This is a genomic window from Pseudomonas sp. BW16M2, from assembly GCF_014268865.1.
Taxonomy (GTDB): domain Bacteria; phylum Pseudomonadota; class Gammaproteobacteria; order Pseudomonadales; family Pseudomonadaceae; genus Aquipseudomonas; species Aquipseudomonas peradeniyensis.
The window spans coordinates 87,722-110,066 of sequence record NZ_JABWRI010000014.1 but is presented as its reverse complement, the minus strand read 5'-3'; the positions used below and the strand labels follow the sequence as shown (position 1 = coordinate 110,066).

19 protein-coding genes are annotated in these 22,345 nt (G+C 65.6%); 11 read left to right on the top strand and 8 right to left on the bottom strand.

From position 1 onward, the window contains the following. Positions 1–201: 201 nt before the first annotated feature. Complete coding sequence (locus HU735_RS14825; protein ID WP_186714114.1) at positions 202–1,545, bottom strand: OprD family porin; 1,344 nt, start codon at positions 1,543–1,545, stop codon at positions 202–204. Positions 1,546–1,824: 279 nt separating this feature from the next. Between HU735_RS14825 and HU735_RS14820 the strand changes: the two genes are divergently transcribed. After that, positions 1,825–2,148 carry a DUF2790 domain-containing protein gene (locus tag HU735_RS14820; RefSeq protein ID WP_110739211.1) on the top strand — a complete coding sequence of 108 codons (324 nt, stop codon included), beginning with the start codon at positions 1,825–1,827 and terminating at the stop codon, positions 2,146–2,148. A gap of 1 nt (position 2,149) precedes the next feature. Here the strand turns inward: HU735_RS14820 and HU735_RS14815 are convergent, their stop codons facing one another. Continuing rightward, entirely contained in the window at positions 2,150–3,304 is a 1,155-nt protein-coding gene (locus tag HU735_RS14815) for a GGDEF domain-containing protein (protein ID WP_186714113.1), read from the bottom strand. Positions 3,305–3,424: 120 nt separating this feature from the next. Continuing rightward, complete coding sequence (locus tag HU735_RS14810) at positions 3,425–4,309, bottom strand: LysR substrate-binding domain-containing protein (protein ID WP_186714112.1); 885 nt, start codon at positions 4,307–4,309, stop codon at positions 3,425–3,427. Positions 4,310–4,413: 104 nt separating this feature from the next. Here HU735_RS14810 and HU735_RS14805 point away from each other — a divergent pair, with 104 nt between their 5' ends. From HU735_RS14805 to HU735_RS14760, 10 genes are all read left to right on the top strand, one after another. Then, positions 4,414–5,370 (top strand): DMT family transporter, encoded by a 957-nt coding sequence (locus tag HU735_RS14805; RefSeq protein ID WP_186714111.1) that lies wholly within the window; start codon positions 4,414–4,416, stop codon positions 5,368–5,370. 108 nt (positions 5,371–5,478) lie between these two features. Next, positions 5,479–6,315, top strand: a complete 837-nt coding sequence (gene yghU, locus HU735_RS14800; protein WP_186714110.1) for a glutathione-dependent disulfide-bond oxidoreductase — start codon at positions 5,479–5,481, stop codon at positions 6,313–6,315. 174 nt (positions 6,316–6,489) lie between these two features. Further along, a complete protein-coding gene (locus HU735_RS14795; protein WP_050705157.1) occupies positions 6,490–7,053 on the top strand; it encodes a hypothetical protein in 564 nt (187 codons plus the stop codon). Positions 7,054–7,069: 16 nt separating this feature from the next. Next, entirely contained in the window at positions 7,070–7,654 is a 585-nt protein-coding gene (locus tag HU735_RS14790) for a hypothetical protein (RefSeq protein ID WP_186714109.1), read from the top strand. A gap of 185 nt (positions 7,655–7,839) precedes the next feature. Next, on the top strand, positions 7,840–9,543 hold the full coding sequence (locus HU735_RS14785; RefSeq protein WP_186714108.1) for an amidase: 1,704 nt from the start codon (positions 7,840–7,842) through the stop codon (positions 9,541–9,543). A gap of 142 nt (positions 9,544–9,685) precedes the next feature. After that, positions 9,686–10,372: a PAS domain-containing protein gene (locus HU735_RS14780; RefSeq protein WP_186714107.1), complete on the top strand. Its 687-nt coding sequence runs from the start codon at positions 9,686–9,688 to the stop codon at positions 10,370–10,372. Between the two features lie 15 nt (positions 10,373–10,387). After that, a complete protein-coding gene (locus tag HU735_RS14775; protein ID WP_186714106.1) occupies positions 10,388–11,302 on the top strand; it encodes a pyridoxal-phosphate dependent enzyme in 915 nt (304 codons plus the stop codon). A gap of 84 nt (positions 11,303–11,386) precedes the next feature. After that, entirely contained in the window at positions 11,387–12,001 is a 615-nt protein-coding gene (locus tag HU735_RS14770; protein ID WP_186714105.1) for a TetR family transcriptional regulator C-terminal domain-containing protein, read from the top strand. A 345-nt stretch (positions 12,002–12,346) separates the two neighbouring features. Further along, positions 12,347–13,444, top strand: a complete 1,098-nt coding sequence (gene nspC, locus HU735_RS14765; RefSeq protein WP_186714104.1) for a carboxynorspermidine decarboxylase — start codon at positions 12,347–12,349, stop codon at positions 13,442–13,444. A 30-nt stretch (positions 13,445–13,474) separates the two neighbouring features. Further along, a complete protein-coding gene (locus HU735_RS14760) occupies positions 13,475–14,719 on the top strand; it encodes a saccharopine dehydrogenase family protein (RefSeq protein ID WP_028691662.1) in 1,245 nt (414 codons plus the stop codon). A gap of 41 nt (positions 14,720–14,760) precedes the next feature. Here HU735_RS14760 and HU735_RS14755 read toward each other — a convergent pair whose 3' ends face one another. The 5 genes from HU735_RS14755 to HU735_RS14735 all read right to left on the bottom strand — a co-directional run bounded on the left by HU735_RS14755 (position 14,761) and on the right by HU735_RS14735 (position 22,300). Next, a complete protein-coding gene (locus HU735_RS14755) occupies positions 14,761–15,477 on the bottom strand; it encodes a putative DNA-binding domain-containing protein (RefSeq protein WP_186714103.1) in 717 nt (238 codons plus the stop codon). Further along, positions 15,470–16,303, bottom strand: a complete 834-nt coding sequence (locus HU735_RS14750) for a DUF692 domain-containing protein (RefSeq protein WP_050705156.1) — start codon at positions 16,301–16,303, stop codon at positions 15,470–15,472. Before HU735_RS14750 ends, HU735_RS14755 begins: the two co-directional genes overlap by 8 nt. A 94-nt stretch (positions 16,304–16,397) precedes the next feature. Beyond that, positions 16,398–16,889: a hypothetical protein gene (locus tag HU735_RS14745; protein WP_050705144.1), complete on the bottom strand. Its 492-nt coding sequence runs from the start codon at positions 16,887–16,889 to the stop codon at positions 16,398–16,400. A 167-nt stretch (positions 16,890–17,056) separates the two neighbouring features. Beyond that, positions 17,057–17,623: a DUF4174 domain-containing protein gene (locus tag HU735_RS14740; protein ID WP_186714102.1), complete on the bottom strand. Its 567-nt coding sequence runs from the start codon at positions 17,621–17,623 to the stop codon at positions 17,057–17,059. A gap of 207 nt (positions 17,624–17,830) precedes the next feature. Continuing rightward, entirely contained in the window at positions 17,831–22,300 is a 4,470-nt protein-coding gene (locus tag HU735_RS14735) for an NEL-type E3 ubiquitin ligase domain-containing protein (RefSeq protein ID WP_186714101.1), read from the bottom strand. Between the last annotated feature and the right edge of the window lie 45 nt (positions 22,301–22,345).

Below are 22,345 nucleotides of genomic sequence, written 5' to 3'. Positions count from 1 at the left end.
CGATTGGATAGGGCCCATGGCGAGGGCAACCGAGGAATCGCTACTGCTTGGCACGGGCGTTGCCCGTGATCGCGGGACAAGCCCGCTCCTGCAGGTGGGGGCGTAATCGGGGGCAAAAAAAGGCGCCTCATCAGAGGCGCCAAGACATTCACCTGTAACCAAAGGAGCACGTGGGCTTCTCAAGGTGAATTCGGGAAATACTCAGAGGATCGACAGTGGGTACTCGACGATCACCCGCACCTCGTCCAGGTCCGATTCGAAGGCCGTGGCCCGGGTGGTGGCTTGGCGCACGCGCAGCGAAAGGTCCTTGGCCGCGCCGGTCTGCACCACGTACTTGACCTCGATGTCGCGCTCCCAGCGCTTCTGGTCGGTGAGCGGGTCGCCGTTGTCGTCGCGGCGCATGTAGTAGGCGTTGGCATGGCTGTAGTCGGCGTCGCTGCCACGGCCGTAGCGGGTCATGAACGACAGCCCCGGCACACCGTAGGCGGCCATGTTCAGGTCGTAGCGCAGCATCCATGAGCGCTCCTTCGGCGAGTTGAAGTCGCTGTACTGGATGGAGTTGTCGAGGAAGATCGAGTCGGACTGGCGCAGGTAGTCGAAATCGTCGTCGCCGTTGTTGCGCTGGTGGGTCAGCGCGAGGGTGTGGGCGCCGTAGCGCACGCCGAGCTTGGCGCTCCAGATGTCGTTGTCGAACTGCCCCAGGCGCTGACGCCCTTCATCCTTGGCATTGTAGAAATTGAACCCGCCGATCAGCGCCAGTTCGTCCGACAACGGCCAGGTCACGCTGGTGCCGGCGTAGTACTGGTTCCACACGTCCTTCAGGCGGCTGCCAAACAGGCTCACGCTGACGTTTTCGTTGATCGCGTAGTCGCCGCCGCCGTAGGCGATCCATGGCGAGTCCACCGGGCCGCCGTAGAAGGTCACGAAGTTCTCGCGCAGGTCGCTGGACACCGGCTGGCTCATGGCGTGCAGGCGCCCGGCCTGCAGCGTCAAGCCTTGCAGGCTGGTGTTCTCCAGGGTCACCCCGCGAAAGCTTTCCGGCAGCAGCCGCGAGTCGCCGGCAGCGACCACCGGGTTGACCGGGAACACATCGCCCACCCGCAGCACGGTGTCGAACAGGCGCACCTTGGCCGCGCCCCCGACCTTGCTGTATTCGTCGCGGGCCTGGCCATCACGGTCCACCGGCAGCACGTCGAACGAACTGCGCCCGCCGTTGCGTCCGCCACCAGTATCGAGCTTGAGCCCGAGCATGGCGAAGGCATCCACGCCGACACCCACCGTGCCCTGGGTGAAGCCGGATTCGAAGCGGGTGATGATGGCGTGGGCCCAGGCTTCGGAGTAGCCGTTGTCGCTGGCCTTGCCGGGGTTGTAGGTGGGCGCGCGACCGTCGCGATGGTCTCGATTGAAGTAGTAATTGCGGTTGAGCACGCTCAGGCGGCTGCCCTCGATGAAGCCCTCCTGCTGCTCTTGCGCGGCCCAGGCCGCCGGGCCGAAGCCGGCCAGCGCCACCAGGGCGGCCAGGGAAAGTGTTGGATTGCTTGTCATCCGATGCTCCTTCGATTGCGGCTGTTCTTGTTGTCGGGCCTTGGCGCTGGAGCGTCCCTGGTCTGGCCAGATGCGTGCGCACCCAGCCCCGTTGGCCGAGCCTGATGCTCGCCGCTGGCGGATAACGGGAAGGTGATGGGAGGATTACAATCGTGTCATTCGCGGCCGTGGAATCGGCATCCCCGGCCACCTTTCATATCTGTAACCCGGGCGTCATGCCGCTGTCGGCTGCCCATCGCTAGCGTGGACTGCGAAACGAACCTTTCGGAGACACGCACCATGCTACGACCGACCCTGATCGCCGCCCTGCTGGCGCTTTCCCTTTCGGCCCAGGCCACGGGCTTTTCCAGGCAAGACAGCGAGCAGCTGCTCGAAGACCACCAGCAGGCCGTGGCGGCCTACGCGGCGCAACGCGCCAAGCCGATGCCGGAGATCGTCGACTACCGCTATGGCATGAAGCTCGACGTCGCCCGCCTCGTGCGCCAGTCGGGCGACCCGCGCACCTGCGAGGTGGTACCCCGGCTGATGACCTTCGAGGACAGCCAGGGCACCCTGCGCACCGTGCGCTACTCGGTGCAGTCGCAATGCATCAACAACAAGTAGCTCAGCCGCGCAGCCCGTCCACCAACTGCAGGCTGTTGCGCCCGCCGCGCTTGGAGGCGTACAGCAGCACGTCCCCCTGCTCGATCAGGGCCGCCAGGCTGGCCGGTGGGCGGTCGAACAGATTGGCGCCAATGCTCAGGGTCACCGCCTCGGGGGTGCGGAACGATTGCTCGGCCGTGGCCTGGAACTGCCGGCGCAAGGTATCGGCCAGCTGTTCAATGGCCTGGCGCGAAGCATCACCCAGCAGGATGACGAACTCGTCACCGCCCAGGCGCGCGGCGATCGCCCGCTCCGGCAGCAATGCCCGGATCATCTCGCTCAAGGCCACCAGCAGGCGGTCGCCGGCGGCGTGTCCGTGCAGGTCGTTGACCAGCTTGAAATGGTCGATATCGATCAGCAGCAAGGCGCCCGGACGTTGCGGCGAGACCTCCTTCAGCAGGTTCGCCGCCCGCACCTCCAGGGCGCGACGGTTGTACAGCGCGGTCAGCGGATCGCGCGCGGCCAGGCGCTCGATGCGTTCCTCGCGGCGGTAGCGCACGGTGCCGGTCATCGACAGGGCGATCAGCATGATTGCCATGGCACCCTCCACCAGCGACGCCTGGATGATCTGCCCACGGAACGCCGTGAGGTCGATCAGCGTCCCCGGCAGCAGCGCCGGCAAGGTCTTGGCCAGGTAGAACAGGCCGTGCAGCAGCAGGATGTAGCGCAACTGCACCGCCCCCACGCTCAGGGACTTACCGTGCGGGCGCAGCAACGCGCTGGCGTACAGGGTGAAGCTGGCGACCAGCAGCGAGTTGAGCACCAGGAAAGTCTTCGACCACAGCGGCCATTGCGGCAGCAGCAACAGGCCCGACCAGAGCAGCGGTGCCAGGTAGCAGGCCCGTGACAGCCGCGTCTCGGTGAAGCGCGACACCCCCAGCAAAAACAGCCAGTGAGCGGCGACCAGCATGCCGTTGGCAAACCAGATGCCGACGAACAGATAACCGCTGCCGCGCAGCAGGGCAAGCGAGGAGCCGACGCTGATGGTGGCGAAGCTGGCGCTCCAGCACAACAAGGAGGACTCGCGCACGCTGATCCATTCCACGGCCAGGTACAAGGCGGCGACCGCGGCCAGGGCAATGGAGAGGGTCAGCAGGGTGGAAGCGTCGAACGCCATGGGTGGGGGTGGCCTGTGTATTACCGTTCAGAGCGCTGATTGTATGCGCTCGACGGCGTTTGCACAGGCACATTTGATATCCAAATGATGGCATCCTGACGAACAACCCATCCGCCCGCGCTATTGCCCGGAAAGGAAGTTCACCAGCTGCCGCCCATGGGAGCTCAGCGCCTCCCAGCCACGGAAGCAGATGCGCAGTTCCAGGGTCGCCCAACGCTCCTCCAGTGCCACCCGGCGCACCGCCAGTTCCTGCTCGGCGCGCACCGCGGCGGTCTCGGGCAACATGGCGATGCCGGCGTGCTGGGCCACCAGCTGGGCGATGGCTTCGAAGCTGGGCGCGCGCACCCGCACCTTCAGCGGCATGGCCAGGTTCATCGCCAGCTCCTCGACGAAACGCTGCATGGCGCGCTCGGCCGGCAGGCAGACGAAGGGAAACCCCAGGGCATCCGCCAGGCGCAGCTGGCCACGCCCGGCCAACGGGTGATCGAGCGGCACCAGCAGCACCAGGCGCTCGGTGCGAAACGGCAGCGACACCAGGCCATCGTTGACCAGGTTGCCGTCGTACACGCCGATCTCGCACTCCCCGGCCAGCACCACCCGCAGCACATCGATGCTCTTGTGCTCGACCAGTTGCAGGTCCACTTCCGGGTAATCGGCCAGGAACGGCCCGAGCACCGCCGGCAGCAAGGTGCTGTTGGTCACCGTGGAGGCCGCCAGGTGCAGGGTGATGCGTCGCTGGCCGGCCAACTCGCCGAGGGTGTCGTGCAGTTTCTGCGCCTCGCCCAGCACGCCGCGTGCCGACTCCAGCACCAGGCGCCCGGCGGGGGTCAGCTGCATGCCGTCGGCCTTGCGCAGGAACAGGGTCAAGCCACAGCGCGCCTCGAACAGGCGCAGCCGGGTGCTGGCGGCCGACACCGCTACCGGAAAGGTCGCCGCCGCCTTGCTCAGGCTGCCGGTCGCGGCAATGGCCGCGAGCAGGCGCAGGTCCGCCAGGTCAAAGTGCATCAGGGCTTCTCCAAATCAGAACGCCATGTTCGAGAAAAAGCGATTCTAGCCTGCCTGCGTTCTGCGCAGAATAAGCCACGCCCCCTTGCCGTCACGGACCTGTCATGACCCGCCTGCCCGCCCCGCTCCACCGCGCCCTCGCCAACGGCAGCCTGTATGCCGTGCTCGCGGCCCTGGGTTTCAGCTTCAAGGCCATCTTCGTCAAGCTCGCCTATGCCGCCGGCCCCGTGGACGCCATCAGCCTGCTGGCGCTGCGCATGGCCTTGTCGCTGCCGCTGTTCGCCTGGCTGGTGTGGGCCAGCCGCGGCCAGGGCGGCGCGCCGCTGAGCGCCGGCGATGGCCTGCGGGTGGCCCTGCTCGGCCTGTTTGGCTACTACCTGGCCAGCCTGTTCGACTTCTATGGGCTGCAGTTCATCAGCGCCGGTCTCGAGCGCCTGATCCTGTTCACTTACCCGACCCTGGTGCTGGTGATCCAGGCCGTTGTTCAACGCGAACGCCCCACCCTGCGTACGCTGGCGGCCATGGGCCTGTGCTACCTCGGGTTGGGCATTGCCTTCGTGCATGACATCGGCAGCACGGGCGCCGGCAACCAGGTGCTGGTCGGCTCGCTGTGGGTGTTCGCCAGCGCGGTGACCTACGCCCTGTACTATTCCGGCACCGGGATGATGCTCAAGCGCATGAACTCGATGCGCCTGGCCGGCCTGTGCGGCAGCGCCTCGTCGCTGATGGTGCTGGCCCACTACCTGCTGGTGGCGGATGTCGCGCCGTTGCTGCAGTTGCCGAGCACGGTGTGGCTCAACGCGACGCTGATGGCGTTGTTCTCCACCGTGCTGCCGATCTACTGGGTGGCCCTGGCGATCCAGCGCATGGGCCCCACGCACACGGCGGCGGTGGGCAACCTGGGGCCGGTGCTGACCATGCTGGCGTCGTGGCTGATCCTCAGCGAGGCTGTTTCACTGTACCAGGTGGCCGGGTTGGTGCTGGTGCTGTTCGGGGTGTCGCGGCTCAAGCCTGCGAAAAAGCCCGAGCCCCAGGCAGCAGCCCCTGCACGGTCCCTGTAGGAGCGGCCTTGTGTCGCTCCTACAAAGAGCATGTCGCGCTTGTGACAATTGGCGAAACCATGGCATAGAAAGCAGTCCACCTGCATAGCGCCTACTTGGAGACTCCCCATGAGCAAGCCCTACGTTCCGCCCAAGGTCTGGACCTTCGAGGCGCCCTCCGGCGGCCAGTTCGCCAGCATCAACCGCCCGGTGGCCGGCCCCTCCCACGACAAGCCGCTGCCCACCGGCAAGCACCCGCTGCAGCTGTATTCCCTGGCCACGCCCAATGGCGTCAAGGTCACCATCCTCCTGGAAGAACTGCTGGCCCTCGGCCACGGCGGCGCCGAATACGACGCCTGGCTGATCCGCATCGGCGAGGGCGACCAGTTCGGCAGCGGCTTCGTGCAGGTCAACCCCAACTCGAAGATTCCCGCCCTGCTCGACCACGGCATCGAACCGCCGGTACGGGTGTTCGAGTCCGGCGCAATCCTGCTGTACCTGGCGGAAAAGTTCGACGCCTTCCTGCCCAAGGACCTCGCCACGCGCACCGAAACCCTCAACTGGCTGTTCTGGCAGATGGGCTCGGCGCCTTACCTGGGCGGTGGTTTCGGCCATTTCTACGTCTACGCGCCGGAAAAGTTCGAGTACGCCATCAACCGCTTCACCATGGAAGCCAAGCGCCAGCTCGACGTACTCGACCGCCGCCTGGCCGAAAGCGCCTACCTGGGCGGCCCCGAGTACAGCATCGCCGACATCGCCGTGTGGCCCTGGTATGGCCAGCTGGTGCGCGGCAACCTGTACGGCGCGGCGGAGTTCCTCGCGGTACACGAATACCCGAACGTGCAGCGCTGGGCCGAAGCCATCGCCCAGCGCCCGGCCGTACAACGCGGCACCCGGGTCAATCGGACCTGGGGCGACGAAGCCAGCCAGGTGGCGGAACGCCATTCGGCGGCGGACCTTGCCTGATATCGAACGGGGTCGATTGCCGGCCCTGCTCCCAGGGCAATATCAATTTAATATCACTGCATCCTAAAGTTCCCTGCAACGCGGCCGTCATCCTGCTCAGATTTCAAACCTGCGCAAGGGAGTCCCACGTTGAACACACTGCTGCGAGCCGCCACCCTGGCGGCTCTGCTGTCCATGACCGGTTGCATTTCCTATAACGTCACCGGCCCCGTCGGCACCCCGCCACACCCTGCCACCATCACCAGCCCACGCACCGCGCAGATTGCCGATGTGGTGGTGTCCGCCCCCGGCATCGACGAAGCCACGCGCACCACCATCAGCCGCTCGCTGACCAGCCAGCTCGGCCAGTATGTGGAAAAAGGCGGCTACTTCAAGGCAATCAGCGAGTACCCCACCCGCCTTGACGAGCAGGACGTGTTGCTGAAATTCGACATGACCTCCCTCAAGGGTCGTCGCGCCCCGCATCCGGGCTACTTCCCCGGCGCCTTGCTGACGCTGACGCTGTGGATCTGGGTCAATGGCCCGATCTATGTCGACAGTTTCGATGTCGCCGGCGACCTGGTCATCGTCGACCGCAACGGTACCGAGCTGGCCAGGGCCAAGGACCAGGTCAAGCTCGAGCGCAATGTCGGCCTGTATGGCCGCGAATACTGGGCACCGACCATGGGTTCGAAACAGCTCAACCAGCTGGTGACCGAGCTGATGGATACCGCCACCGTGCAACTGGCCAAACGTTGAAAGCAGGGATCGCCCCATGAACGGCTTCAAACACCTGCTGCTGCTCGGCGCACTGCTGCTTGGCGGCTGCGTCTCCTACTCCACCGGCGACCTCGCCCCGGTCGACACCTGGCCGCCCAAGGCCAGCATCGAGGCGGTCAAGCCCAATGCCTACCTGCGCAACACGTCGCTCTTCAAGGCCAACAACAACCCGGCTACCGCCGCCGCCGGCGCGCAGGCGCAGATGTGGGAAAAGACCCTCACCGAGACTTACCAGGAGTCCGGACGCTTCACCCAGGTGACCACGCAGAAAGGCACGGCCGACCTGTACGCCGAATCGACCCTGACCAACCATGAGCAGTTCGTCGTGGCCTCGGCGTTCATCACTGGCTTCACCTTCTTCATCGTGCCGTCGACCGCCAAGAACACCTTCACCCTGGAGACCGTGTTCAAGGACAAGGACGGCAAGGAAATCGGCCGTGTCAGCAAGAGCGAGTCGGTGCGTACCTGGATGCAACTGGTGCTGATCGTCGGCCTGCCATTCCAGGCCGATACCCGCGACGTGGTCCGCGAACTGGCCCGCAGCACCCTGGACGAGGCGGTACAGCGCAAGTTGCTGTAATCACCAAAGCCCATCGATAACGGGGGAGCGGCGGTTCGCCGCTTCCCCGTTATTCTGCCCTGCCCCGCAAGCGCCTGAATGCCGCGCTGCAACGAAGCATTTCCCCGCTGCATGCCTGCGCCCATCAGGACCTTCTTGCTACACTCGCGCCATGATTTTTCCACCTGCACAACTGTGGTGACAGCATGATCGAGGTAACCGAGGTTTCCATTGCCGAGCTGCGCGACGCGCTCGAGTCCGGCCGCACGACCGCCGTCGAGCTGGTCAAGGCCTACCTGGCGCGCATCGACGCCTACGATGGCAAGGACACCGCCACCGCACTCAATGCCGTGGTCGTCCGCAACCCTGAAGCGCTCAAGGAGGCCGAAGCCTCCGACGCCCGCCGCGCCCGTGGCGAGACCCTCGGCCCGCTGGACGGCATTCCCTACACCGCCAAGGACAGCTACCTGGTCAAGGGCCTGACCGCCGCCTCCGGCAGCCCGGCGTTCAAGGACCTGGTCGCCCAGCGTGACGCCTTCACCGTCGAGCGCCTGCGCGCCGGCGGCGCCATCTGCCTGGGCAAGACCAACATGCCGCCCATGGCCAACGGCGGTATGCAGCGCGGCGTCTACGGCCGCGCCGAAAGCCCGTACAACGCCGCCTACCTGACCGCGCCCTTCGCCTCCGGCTCGTCCAACGGCGCCGGCACGGCCACCGCCGCCAGCTACAGCGCCTTCGGCCTGGCCGAGGAAACCTGGTCCAGTGGCCGTGGCCCGGCCTCGAACAACGGACTGTGCGCCTACACCCCGTCGCGCGGGGTGATCTCGGTGCGCGGCAACTGGCCGCTGACGCCGACCATGGACGTGGTCGTGCCCTACGCCCGGACCATGGCCGACCTGCTGGAGATCCTCGACGTGGTGGTGGCCGACGACGCCGACAGCCGCGGCGACCTGTGGCGCCTGCAGCCGTGGGTGCCGATCCCGGCCGCCTCGAGCGTGCGTCCGCAGTCGTACCTGGACCTCGCCGTGGGCGCCGAGTCGCTCAAGGGCAAGCGCTTCGCCGTGCCACGCATGTACATCAACGCCGACACCGAAGCCGGTACCTCGGAAAAACCCGGCATCGGCGGCCCGACCGGCCAGCGCATCAACACCCGCGCCAGTGTGATCGAACTGTGGCAGCAGGCCCGCCAGGCCCTGGAAGCGGCCGGCGCCGAAGTGGTCGAGACCGACTTCCCGCTGGTCTCCAACTGCGAGGGCGACCGCCCGGGCGCGCCGACCGTGTTCACCCGCGGCATCGTCAGCAAGGAATTCCTCCATGACGAACTGTGGGAGCTGTCCGGCTGGGCCTTCGACGACTTCCTGCGCGCCAACGACGATCCCAAGCTCAACCGCCTGGCCGATGTCGACGGCCCGCAGATCTTCCCCCACGACCCAGGCACCCTGCCCAACCGTGAGGACGACCTGGCCGCCGGCATGGACGAATACGTCAACATGGCCAAGCGCGGCCTGAAGACCTGGGACCAGATCGCCACCGTGCCCGATGGCTTGCGCGGCCTGGAAGCCACCCGCAAGCTCGACCTGGAAGACTGGATGGACGCCCAGGGCCTGGACGCGGTGCTGTTCCCCACCGTGGCCGACGTCGGCCCGGCGGACGCCGACGTGAACCCCGCATCGGCGGACATCGCCTGGAGCAACGGTATCTGGGTGGCCAACGGCAACCTGGCGATCCGTCACCTGGGTGTGCCGACCGTGACCGTGCCGATGGGCGTGATGGCCGATATCGGCATGCCGGTGGGGCTGACCTTCGCCGGCAAGGCGTACAGTGACAACAATCTGTTGAAATTCGCTGCCGCCTTCGAGTCGACCGGCTCGCGCCGCATGATCCCGCCGCGCACGCCCAAGCTGGCCTGATCGCTAGACATCGCGGGGCAATCTCCGCTCCCAAACGCACAATTGCGTGGGAGCGGGCTTGCCCCGCGATGCTTTCTACCTCAGTGGAATTTTTCAACAAGGCATGCAAAAATCAACTAACTGTTGATAATGCGATGCCACCATGACGCCTTCCCAAGAACGCCAACTCACCCTGACAGTCCTCCAGGCCACCCTGCAGGCCCTGGGCAGTGTCGTCCCACGCAACGTCGAAATCCTTCTGCATAACCTCGAGCACCCGGAGCGCTCGGTGGTGGCGATCGTCAACGGCCATCTCTCCGGCCGCCGCGTCGGCAGCCCGATTCTCGCCGCACCCGAGCAGGACCAGGGCTTCAAGGCGCTGATGCAGGCCTCGGCCGACCAACAGGGCTCTGCGCCAGTGGTGCTGCCCGACTACCCCACCACCCTCAAGGGTCGCAGCCTGCGCAGCGCCACGGCGATCTTCCGTGATCGCGATGGCCAACCCTTCGCCAGCCTGTGCGTGAACACCGACGTCACCGGCCTGGACGCGGCCATGGCCTTTCTCCAGCACTTCCAGCCACTGGGCGCCACACCGGCGGTGGTCGACGAGGCGGCCGACATGCCCGCGCTGATGGCCGGGATCATCCAGGACGCGCTGCAACGCAGCGGCCAGGGGCGGATGAACAAGCAGGCCAAGGTCGAGGCCGTGCGCATCATGCAGGAGCGCGGCCTGTTCATCGTCAAGGGTGGCGTGGAGAAAGCCGCCGAAGCCCTCGGCGTGACCCGCTATACCGTCTACAACTACCTGGAGCAGCTGCGCGGCGAGCCCGCCACGGCTGCCCGCGACTGAACCCCGGAGCCCCTCATGCCGCTGCACATTCCTACCCCGCTGATCGAATCCCGCCCGCTGTCCCTGAGCGCCGGCCGCCCGGTGTGGCTCAAGCTCGAAGCCCTGCAACCGTGCGGCTCGTTCAAGCTGCGCGGCGTCGGCCATGCCTGCGAGGTCCACCATGCCCGGGGTGCCCGGCATTTCGTCTCGTCGTCCGGTGGCAATGCCGGCCTGGCGGTGGCTTATGCCGGCCGCAAGCTCGGCGTGCCGGTGACCGTGGTGGTGCCCGAGACCACCACCGAACGGGCCAGGGAACTGCTGCGCCTGGAAGACGCCAGCGTGGTCGTGCGCGGCAGTTCCTGGCAGGAAGCCAATGAACACGCCCAGACCCTGGTCGGCGCGGACGACGCCTTCATCCACCCGTTCGACGATCCGCTGCTGTGGACCGGCCACGCCAGCATGATCGACGAAGTCGCCGCAGCAGGTTTCAAGCCCGACGCGGTGGTGCTTTCGGTGGGCGGCGGCGGCCTGCTCCGCGGGGTGGTCGAGGGCTTGCAGCGCAACGGCTGGCACGACGTGCCGGTACTGGCGGTGGAGACCGATGGCGCGGCGTCGCTGCATGCCGCCATGGCCGCCGGACATACCGTGGAACTGCCGCGCATCGCTTCAGTGGCCACTTCGCTGGGCGCCAAGCGGGTCGCCGAGCAGGCGTTGGCCTGCACCCGCCAGCACCCGGTACTCAGCCACCTGGTCAGTGACCGCGAAGCCCTCGATGCCTGCGAGCGACTGCTGCGCGACCATCGCCTGCTGGTGGAGCCGGCCTGCGGCGCCGCGCTGGCCCTGCTCGAGCGCCCCGAGGCCATCGCGGCCTACGGCAATGTGCTGGTGATCGTCTGCGGCGGCGCCACCGCCACGCTGGAACAGATCCGCGCCTGGCGAGCGGCCTGCTGATCCAGGCTGAATCTGCGCAGCTGTCGGCGAACACGTTATCGATATATACTTTTGAACATATCGATTCAGAAGTACGTGTTTGCCATGCCCAGTATCCGTGACCGCAACCTGCAACTGATCCTCGCCGCCGCCAGCGAAGAGTTCGCCCATCACGGCTTCGCCGCCGCCCGGGTCGATGACATCGCCGCCCGCGCCGGCCTGCCCCGGGCCAATGTGTTCTATTACTTTCGCAACAAGCGCCTGCTCTACGCGGCCGTGCTCGACCTGGTGATGGAGCCCCTGCTGCGCGCCGCGCGCAGCCTGGTGCCGGACGCCCACCCCGAGCAGGCCCTGCCCCGCTACTTCAAGGCCAAGGCCGAGGTGGCGCGGCGTCATCCCGGTGCCGTGCGGGTCTGGCTCAAGGAAATGCTGCATGGCGCCCGGCAACTGCCAAGCGAGCGCGCCGAACTGCTGCAGCAGAGTGCCCGGCAGACCCTGGCCTGCCTGGCGCAGTGGATGGACCGGGGGCTGATCGTGCGGACCGCGCCGGAACATCTGCTGCTGTTCCTCTGGTCCACGTCGCTGGCGACCTTCCGCTTCGGCATGGCCCCCGGCAGTTCGGGCCAGATCAAGCCGACCCACGCATCCACCCAGGCCCAGGCCGACCTGCTGCTGCGCAGCCTGCGCCCGGAACCGTGGCCACTGGGCAGGATCGCCTGAACGCTATATCGCTAGAAACATAACGATCACCCTGTCCGCCAAGCATTGAGTGATCGCTCTCTTCCCGCGCTCATCGGATTCTCCCTGCGCCCGGGAACAGCCGATTACGATAGTCACATTTGTTTGTTCGACTTGCCGATGCCCCAGCAGGAAAAGGCTGTCGGTCGGCCATCGCGGCACGGACCGGTCCGGCACCAGGGACGGCACAGCCACGGGCCTGATGGCGCTTCGCCAACGAAGTGCGCGCGCAACTCGGACGAAATGCGCCTCGCGCCCTTTCGTAGCGCGGCAAGTGAAGGCACAATGCGTGTCCTTTTTTTGGCCGGCCTGGCCGGGGGCCTTTAAATGATCAAGACGCCGTACTACCTCATCGATAAACAGAAACTGCTGGGCAACATGGAAAAGATTGCCTACGTGCGCCAGCAGTCCGGGGCCAAGGCCCTGCTCGCCCTCAAATGCTTCGCCACCTGGTCGGTATTCGACCTGATGCAGCAGTACATGGACGGCACCACCTCGTCCTCGCTGTACGAGCTCAAGCTCGGCCGCCAGAAGTTCGCCGGCGAAACCCACGCCTACAGCGTGGCCTGGGCCGACGATGAAGTCGAAGAGATGCTCGAGAACTGCGACAAGATCATCTTCAACTCCATCGGCCAGCTCGAGCGCTTCGCCGAGCAGTCCGAGGGCAAGGTGCGCGGCCTGCGCGTCAACCCGCAGGTGAGCAGCTCCGACTACCTGCTGGCCGACCCGGCACGCCCGTTCAGCCGCCTCGGTGAGTGGGACCCTGAGAAGATCGAGAAGGTGATCGAGAAGATCTCCGGTTTCATGTTCCACAACAACTGCGAGAACGGCGACTTCGGCCTGTTCGACAAGATGCTCACGCACATCGAGGAGCGCTTCGGCCACCTGCTGCACAAGGTCGAGTGGGTCAGCCTCGGTGGCGGCATCCATTTCACCGGCGAAGACTACGCGGTGGACGCGTTCTGCGCGCGCCTGAAAGCCTTCTCGCAACAGTACGGCGTGCAGGTCTACCTGGAGCCGGGCGAAGCGGCCATCACCAACAGCGCCTCGCTGGAAGTGACCGTGCTCGACACCCTGTACAACGGCAAGCACCTGGCCGTGGTCGACAGCTCGATCGAGGCACACCTGCTCGACCTGCTGATCTACCGCCTCAACGCCAAGATGGCGCCCAACGACGGCGCGCATACCTACATGGTCTGCGGCAAGTCGTGCCTGGCCGGCGATATCTTCGGCGAGTATCAGTTCGACAAACCGCTGCAGATCGGTGACCGCCTGTCGTTCGTTGACACCGCCGGTTACACCATGGTCAAGAAAAACTGGTTCAACGGTCTGAAAATGCCGTCCATCGCGGTCAAGCAACTCGACGGCAGCGTCGAGGTGGTGCGCGAGTTCGGGTTCGAAGACTACGTTTCGAGCCTGTCGTAAGACAGGCTTTCATGAAGGAGAAAAGCTGAATTGAAGAAGAACGTTCTTATCATTGGTGCAGGAGGTGTCGCCAAGGTGGTGGCCCACAAGTGCGCACAGCATAACGACGAACTGGGTCGTATTGCGATTGCGTCACGGAACATCTCCAAATGCCAGGCCATCATCGACAGCGTCAAGGCCAAGGGTAGCCTCAAGGTACCCGCCGACATCCAGGCCTTCTCGCTCAACGCCCTCGATGTCGAGGCAACCAAGGCACTGATCCGCGAGACCGAATCGCAGATCGTGATCAACGTTGGTTCCGCCTTCCTCAACATGTCGGTGCTGCGTGCCTGCATCGATACCGGTGTCGCTTATCTTGACACCGCGATTCACGAAGAACCGGGCAAGATCTGCGAAACCCCGCCCTGGTATGGCAACTACGAGTGGAAGCATCTCGAAGAGTGCCAGCAGAAGAACATTACCGCCATTCTCGGTGTCGGCTTCGACCCGGGTGTGGTGAACAGCTACGCGAAACTCGCGCAGCAGCAGTATTTCGACCGCATTGATTCAATCGACATCCTCGACGTCAATGCCGGTTCCCACGGCAAGTACTTCGCCACCAACTTCGACCCGGAAATCAACTTCCGCGAGTTCACCGGGCAAGTCTGGAGCTGGCAGAACAGCCAGTGGACCAGCAACACCATGTTCGAGGTCAAGCGCACCGACGACCTGCCGGTGGTGGGTTCGCAGAACCTGTACCTGACCGGCCACGACGAAGTGCACTCGATCTCGAAGAACCTGAACGTACCGAACGTGCGTTTCTGGATGAGCTTCGGCGAGCACTACATCAACGTGTTCACCGTGCTGAAGAACCTCGGCCTGCTTTCCGAGCAGCCGGTGAAGACCGCCGAAGGCCTGGAAGTGGTACCGCTGAAAGTGGTCAAGGCCGTGCTGCCGGATCCGGCTTCGCTGGCCCCGGGCTACACCGGCAAGACCTGCATCGGTGACCTGGTCAAGGGCACCAAGGACGGTCAGCCGCGCGAGGTGTTCATCTACAACGTGGCCGACCACGAGGAAGCCTACGCCGAGACCGACAGCCAGGGCATCTCCTACACCGCCGGCGTGCCGCCGGTGGCCGCGGCGCTGCTGGTTGCCCGTGGCGAGTGGGACGCAGGGCGCATGGTCAACGTCGAGGAGCTGCCGGCCGAGCCGTTCCTCAAGGCGCTGGACGTGATGGGCCTGCCGACCCGCGTCAAGGATGAAAAAGGCGATCGTCCGTGGGACGCTGAAGCCTAAGCTGCACGACGAAGGGGCGCCAGATGGCGCCCCTTCTGTTTTTACGGCACCGCGCGCTGCACGGTCCCGACAATGATGCCCTGCTCGCGCAATTGTCGCAGCAAGAGCAGCCCCTCCTGCAGATGCTGATCGCCCAGCGCGCGCAAGCGCTCGCGGCCAGTGCCGGGCAGCCCCATCAGCAGCTGCCAGGCCAGCGGCGCCAAGCGGGCGAAACGCACCTGCAGGCCGGCGTCGCGGTACACCAGCAACAAGGTGGGTTGGTCCGCTGCCTCGTTCGGCTGGTGGTCCGGGCCGATGCGCTCCACTGGCCAACGGTAGGCCAGCACCCGTGCCACGCACGACAACAATGGCTCGCCTTCGAGCAGGTCACCCTCAGGATCGTGCGGCGGATCCTCGGCATCGCTCAGGTACAGCTGCGCCTCGATCCATTCATAGTGCGCCAGTTCCAGCTGCCAGGGCGTATCGGGCTCGACACCCTGCAGGTAGTCGATGAATGCCTCGGCGACTTCGGTGAACAGCGGTGTCTGGCTGCGGTAATGGGCGTAGAAATCGCGCACCCGCGCATGCCAGCGCTGATCGCCCAAGGTCCGACGCAGCACCGGGAAGCTACCGGCCAGCAGCCCTTCGATGGCGCCGTAGAACAGCTCGCGATAGACCTTCAGACGCCGTGCCTCGATGCCGGGCGGCGGCGGGTTGGCGGTCGGGTCGCGCAGGTGGCGCGCCAGGGTGAACTGCTGGGTGCGCAGGGTCTCAGTCATGGCCTGGCGCTCCATGGGCACGTTGCAGGCTGCGGATCCGCGCCGTCTCGGCCAGCAGCTCGGCCAGCGGCGGGTAGTTGAAGTCGCGCTCGAGCACGGTGGGCTGTGCCCCGAAGCGCCGGCAGGCGTCGGCGAACAGCACCCAGACATCCTCCTTGACCGGCGCGCCGTGGGTGTCGACCTTCAGGTCCGGCGCCTCGTCGTAATGACCGGCCACATGCATGCCCACCACCCGCTCACGGGGGATGCCGGCGAGGAAGGTTCGGGCGTCGTAGCGGTGGTTGCAGGCATTGACGAAGACATTGTTCACGTCCAGCAGCAGGTCGCAGTCGGCCTCGTCGAGCACGGCTCGGACGAAGTCCAGTTCGGGCATCGCCTGGTACGGCGCAGCGTAGTAACTGATGTTCTCCACGGCGATGCGCCGGCCTAACACATCCTGGGCCTGGCGGATGCGTGCGGACACATGGTGGACGGCTTCTTCGGTGAACGGGATCGGCATCAGGTCGTAGAGGTGGCCGTCGTCGCTGCAGTAGCTCAGGTGCTCGCTGTACATCCGCACCTGGTGGCGGTCGAGGAACTGGCGGGTGCGCTCTAGGAACCCCTGGTCCAGCGGCGCGGTACCGCCCAGTGACAACGACAGGCCATGGCAGGCGATGGGAAATCGCTCCGCCAGGCGCGCCAGGCCCTGGCCGAAGGCGCCGCCGACGCCGATCCAGTTTTCCGGGGCGCACTCGAGAAAGTCCACCGCGCCCGCCTCCATCGTCAGCAGGTCGGGCAGCAGGCCACGGCGCAGGCCGAGGCCGGTGTGCAATTGGGGATGGGGCATGATTGCAGGGCTCCGTGAGGCGTTGAGCGGCATCGCGGGGCCAGCCCGCTCCCACGCATGGCAGTGTGGAAGCGGGCTGGCCCCGCGATAAGCTTCAGGACTTGCTGGTCAGATGGCTGAACAGCCCATCAGGCATGGCCTTGCCGTTGGCCTTGTAGATCGCCGCCAGGTGATCGTGGGCCTCCTGCTCGGAGATGAAGCCGTCGTGATTGCGGTCGATCTTGTCGAAGTCGGCCGCGCGGTCCTTGGCCACGGCCAGGAATTCCTCGCGGGAGACCTTGCCGTCGTGATTGCTGTCAGTGCGGGCGAACGAGGCGTCGCCGCACTTGCCCTCACCGCACTTGCCCTCGGCTCCGGCCTTGGCGCTGGCGCCACACTTGCCTTCGCCGCACTTGCCTTCACTCTGCGTGGCCTTGCCGCCGGCACCACACTTGCCCTCGCCGCACTTGCCTTCGCCCGGGGTCTTGGCGGCGGCCAGCTGGTAGCCTTGGGCCAGGGGTTCTACGGCAAAAGCACTGTTGCCCAATACCATGCCGCCGAGCAGGGTGGCGCCGAGCAGGCCGAGGGTTTGACGGGTCGTTTTCATGGTGTCGCTCCACTGTGGTTGGAAAGTGGAACCATTGAGCCGCAGCGGTGTGTCGCGGATGTATCGAGGCAGGCGATGTTTTGTATGCCAATGGGTCGAGGCGAAGCGCAGATACACAGTGATACATGAACGACCCCCTGATTGCGCAGAGGGCCGTGATAGAGCGGTCAGTCCTCCAGCGGCTTGGGCGGTGCGGCCGGCTTGGCGGGCTTGGCCTTGCTGTCCTTGGTCTTGCTGTCCTTGGCCTTGGGCTCCTCGGGTGCGGCGGCGACGGGCTCGGGCGCGGTGACTGCCTTCTCGCTGGCCGGCAGTTCGTCGACCGCCTTGAAGATCACCTGCGGGTCGAGCTTCGCGCCGCTGTCGTCGTCCTTGAGCACATGGCGCTCGCCGTCCTTGCCCACCAGGATCACCTTGGTGCCCTTGCTCGCACCCAGCTTGAGCTCGCGGATCAGGGCCATGGTGGTCTGCTGCTCGAGGTTCTTGTCCTCGCGCTTGCCCATCATGTTGGCGACGCTGTACAGCACCAGGTTGCGCTCCTTGAAGCCGGCCTGGGTGGCGGAGTCTTTCAGTGCCTCTTCCAGGCCGCGCAGGGTCGGGTCGGCGGAACTCGGGGCAATGACCACCAGGGGCCTGGCCTTGCCCAGTTCCTTGGCCAGGGGCGCGTCGCTGTCGGCGGCGTACAGAGGGCCGGCGACGGCGAGCAGGGTAGCGAGGGTCAGTGACCGGACGAGCATGGGCATCTCCTTATTCTCTCGATAAAACCAAAGACTGCGGATCAGGGAGAAAGATCCGACGCGCGGGAGCCTAAACCACCCGGGCAGGCCGGTGCTTGGGCTAAAGGTAACTTGCCATTACCGGATCCTTCCTGACTGGCCGTTGCCTCCCGGAAACCGTCTACGGCTGAGCTGAGCATAGTTCAATGCCCGCACCCGTGAGGCGCTTCAATGCAGCGGCACCTGCCAGGTCCGCGCGTTCCTGGCCAGGGCCTCGCGGGTCAGCGCCACCAGGGTGTCGTGCTCGCGCCGCAGGATCCGCGCATGCAGGCGGTCGATGGCCTCCTCCGGGGCATCCAGGGCCAGCAGGTCGTCCAGGGTGTCGTGGTCGGCCTGGGGAACCCGCAGGCGTTCGGCAAAGGTCGTTTCCAGGTATTGCCGCCAGAAGCGCAGACCCACCATCCACTCGCTGATCGCATTCTCGGTCTGCGCCGCCCGGATCCAGTTGCGCGCCCAGGCCAGATCCGCCGGCTTGAGGTTGGCCACACCGCGGTAGAGCATGTCGCTGAGCTCGACCGGCAAGTCTAGCTCGTCGCGCAGGTCGATCCGATAGGCCAGCGCCACCTCCAGCGACTCCACGCCCGCGGTCGGCATGAGCTCGGCGTGGGTCCAGGCCAGTTCGTCGAGTCGCTGCAGGCGCCAGAGCTGGCCGCCCAGATGCAGCAGGGCCTGTTCGCGCTGGCCAGGCAACTTGCCCTGTTCGGCCTGCCAGACTTTCAGCCGTACCTCCAGGTCACTGAAGCGAAACGTCGCGCTGTCCTCGCAGCGGGTCACCACCGAGTTGTCGAACAGTTCGTCTCGCAACGCCGGGCTCTCCTGCATCGCCTGCAACATGCGCAACAGTCGCGCCGCCAGGTAGCGAGCAGCGAACTCGCCTTGAAAGTCCGCAGAATCGGTGAGTTCGGCCAGCAGGTTGAAGAACTCTGCGGAGTTGGCCTGCCCCTCCAGTTGAGTCCAGAGCGCCGCCATGTGGTCGCGCACGTCGCGGTCCACCAGATCAAGCCAGCGCAACTGATAAGGCACCCGGGTCTGCGAGACAGGGTTCCAGGCATTCACCGCATCCGCGCTCGCGGCCAGGAGATTGCCGAACAGCCTTACCCTGCCCTCGCGCCACAGGTGGGATTGGTAAAAGTCTTCGGGCAGCGTCTCGATACCATTGTCGCTGAGGTCCAGCGTGTGCAGGCGCGGAGCTTGCAGAACCCCATCGGGCAAAGCGGTCGCCTCCGTGTTGCTGAGCAGCAAGGCATTGAGCTGCGGCATGCCCCGGACAGAGAACGACCTGCGCAGCGGGTTGTACGACAGGTTCAGGTAGAACAGCGATCTGCAGTTGGCCAGGGTCCGTTCCTGCTCGGCATCCAGGGTGATCCGGTTACCGGACAGATCTAGCACTTCCAATCGCTCGTTCAGCGACGCCGGCAACTGCTGCAGCTTGCAGTAGGTAATCTCCAGAGTTCGCAAATTGGGAAAGGCGTGCAGAAACGCGTCGGGAATCTCACGTAGCCGCATGGCCCGCAGCGCCAGGCTCGACACATGGGGAAAACTGACCTGGGCTGGGAGTGTCGGCAGTTGTTGCAGGCGACTGCGGGTCTGGGTCAGCAGATAGCCTCCCGTCGGCTGCGCGGCATTGGCCTGTTCGGGAATCAGGAACCGCCAGCAATCCATCAACCCGCGCCCCAGGTCGCGTCGCGCCTCCCATTCGGTGGTGGCGAACGCCTTGCGCTTCCAGGTGGTCAGTGTCTTCTTCAGCAGGGCATGCTGCTGCTCCAGCTCACCCAGCGCGGTATCGGCATCCCGGCCGGTCTGCTGCAATTGTTCGAGCCATTGCTGGAGCTGGGTATCGCTGTACGCTGGATACAGATCGCGCAGTCTGGCCGTCAATGCGCGCGGCCGGTTGTTGCTGATGCCCAACCAGCGGCGCCAGCCGCTGAGTGGATAACCGAGGCGACCGTCCTCGAGCCGTTGTGGGACCATGAACGAAACCGGGGCGCGATCCAGGCCCAGTAGGCTCGCGACGGACTGACGTTGCTGCAACGCCTGCCGGGCCAGCGCCGCCTGCAGGAGCTCGGCGAACGGTTCACCAACACCAGTCGCCGCCCGCTGATCGGCGTCGTAACCCTGAGCCAGCACCGCGAACAGCTCACCCGGCTGGCCAATGGCGGCACCGTTGTGGTCCGCGAGCTGGAAGTCGCCGTCGCGATGCACCAGTTGCCACGCCCTTCCCGCGCCCTGCGTGCCAAGCAAGGGCTCACCGGCAGCACCATCGTAAAGCCGCCAGGCCGGTGCCATGACCGAGCCGGGCATCTTGTCGAGCAGCATCAGGACAACCTTTGCCAGGTCGAGATTCTGCGGCGTATCGAAGGTCAGCGCCTCCAGCACCCTGGCCAGGCGAATGCGCCGAACCCGCGTGCTGGCCGCCTGGGCCATCGCCAGGGGCACCTGGCGATCAGCGAGCAGCCGTTGCCGGTCGCTGTCGCTCGCCTCACGCAGCAACGCCTGCGCGGATGGCTGATGCAGGCTGGCGAAGTCCCGACGCAAAAGCCGCGTGGCTTCCGTACCGAGATGCGGTTCATCGTACAGCTGCCGGAACACGATCCGGCGCCCCCTCCAGAGATGCTCCGCCAACTCCTGTTGGCTCATTTGGCCGGCGCCCGGCAGGCCTCTGGCTTTCTCCAGCACGTCTGTATCGACAACCTGAGCGCCCGTACGCAATTGAGCGACCACATCCTGAATCCGTTCGGCAAGCACCAGGCGCTCCACCGTATCGACCAGTTCCGCCTGCGGTGCCCTGCCGTAGACATGCACGCCTCGCAGATGACTGCCATCCAGGCCGTGAATCGCCAAGGCCTGGTCGATCCGCGCATCGTCCAGGCGCTCGAATACACCGCCAAGTCGGCGAAACATCCGGTGCCAGTCCTCCCACTCGCCCGGTGACTCACTCCACAGCCGCCAGGCACCCGCGCCGTTATGACGCAGCAAGGGTCCATGGCCCTGGCGCGGGCGCAACTGCCATTGCTCGTCGCTCGCCCGCCAGCGCACCGGATAGTAGTGCCGCTCCATGCGGATCCAGCAGTGCTCGCCCAGCCGCAAGACGCCCTGCTCGTCCATTTGCGCCGCTGCGGGGGGTGCTTTACTGCGAAAAGGCGCAAGCTCGCCGTTCCACAGTTTCTCGCTGCCATCCTCCAGCCGTGCCGGCACCAGTTCGTCCACCCAGCTCCAGGCCCGCCGCACCGCCACCACGCCGGCCACTGTCGCCCCCACCAGTGCCATGCTCCTGCCCACCGTCAACAGGTGCTCCAAGGCGGCGCTGGTATCGCCTTCACGCCAGTCCTCGACGGCCTGGAAGGTCTCTTTCAGCAGGTCCCAGGCCATGACCGCCAGTAGCGCGATACCGACCTGGGGTATGAACAACCCGGCCAGCCCAAGCAAGGTCCAGCCTTCGGCCGCCAGGCGTTTGTCGTGCTCGACCTGCATCGCACGGTCAAGCTGGGCCACGGGCGGCGCGATCATCGCGGCGTCGTCCTTGATCTGGGCGATACGGGCGCTGGCCAGGTGCTCGAACAATGCACCGGGGTAGGCCTGCATGTGCTCGTCCAGGTCCCGGGTCGCCCAGTCGGCTAAGTCCCCCAGCCGCTCCTGGACCTTGGTGAAGAAGGCCTGGCTATCGCGCCTGCGCACAAAACGTCGGAAAAAGCGTTGGTATTCGACTTCACGCAGGCGCTTGCCGAGCACTCGTCGGGCAAAATCCTCCAGGTCCCCACGGGCGCTCCAGGGGCCGTGGGGGTCGCCCGGGATATACACCAGCACGCGCTTGCTGGTATCGCGCAGCCAACCCTTGTCGATCACATCCAGCACGACGATCTGCTGCAGGTCGCAACCGAATGCCCTCATCTGTTTGGCGACCACCGGAGCACCGGCGAGCGTGCCCGGCTTGTCATCGTGATAGAGGCCGATGATCAACGTCAGCTCGGCCTCGGTGAGTACACCCTCGGCCCTGGCCTTGCAGGCATCTACCAGCAGGTTGGCCCCCTGCGATTGCCTGAGCAGCGCCTTGACGTTCTGCCCGGCGGCAGTTGAATCCAGTACTCCGGCGAGATGGCGTTGATACTGCGCACCCAGGTCGAGCGCGCGGCACAAGGCGGCAAAACCCTTGGCGTCTGGAGCAGCCAGAGCCGTTCCCGCGTCGTCGACCACCGCATTGCGCCGCGGCTGCCCGTTGACGCCAGCTTCCTGTGCGGTGAAGTTGCACAAGGCCGCTTCCAGCAAGGGAATCTCGTAGTCACTCGTGCCCTGCAACGGGTAGCGCCCGGCAATCAGGCCACCTTCATTGGCAAAGTGGAAATACTGTCGGCGAAAGAACAAGGTATCGACATCCTGCACGACACCCTGCCGGTCGCGCAGCGCCTGTTGCAGCAAAGGCCTGGCGAAGTGATCGATGCCCTGGATTCGAGCAAGCGCCTTGCTCAAGCCCTGTCGGCAGCGCAGGCTGGTCTTGAGCGCTTCGCCCAGCACGGCGAGCTGCGCCTGGTTCAGCCCACGCAGCCATGACGGCAGGTGCCGGGCGACCAGGCGGTCCTGATAGGCCTGCTCGATGGCCAGCGTATCGATCTGCCTTGTTGCCCCTTTGACTGCGCTGCCCATGTCGTTACTCCGCCTCGGAAAGGTGTAGGAGCCTAACGGACACAT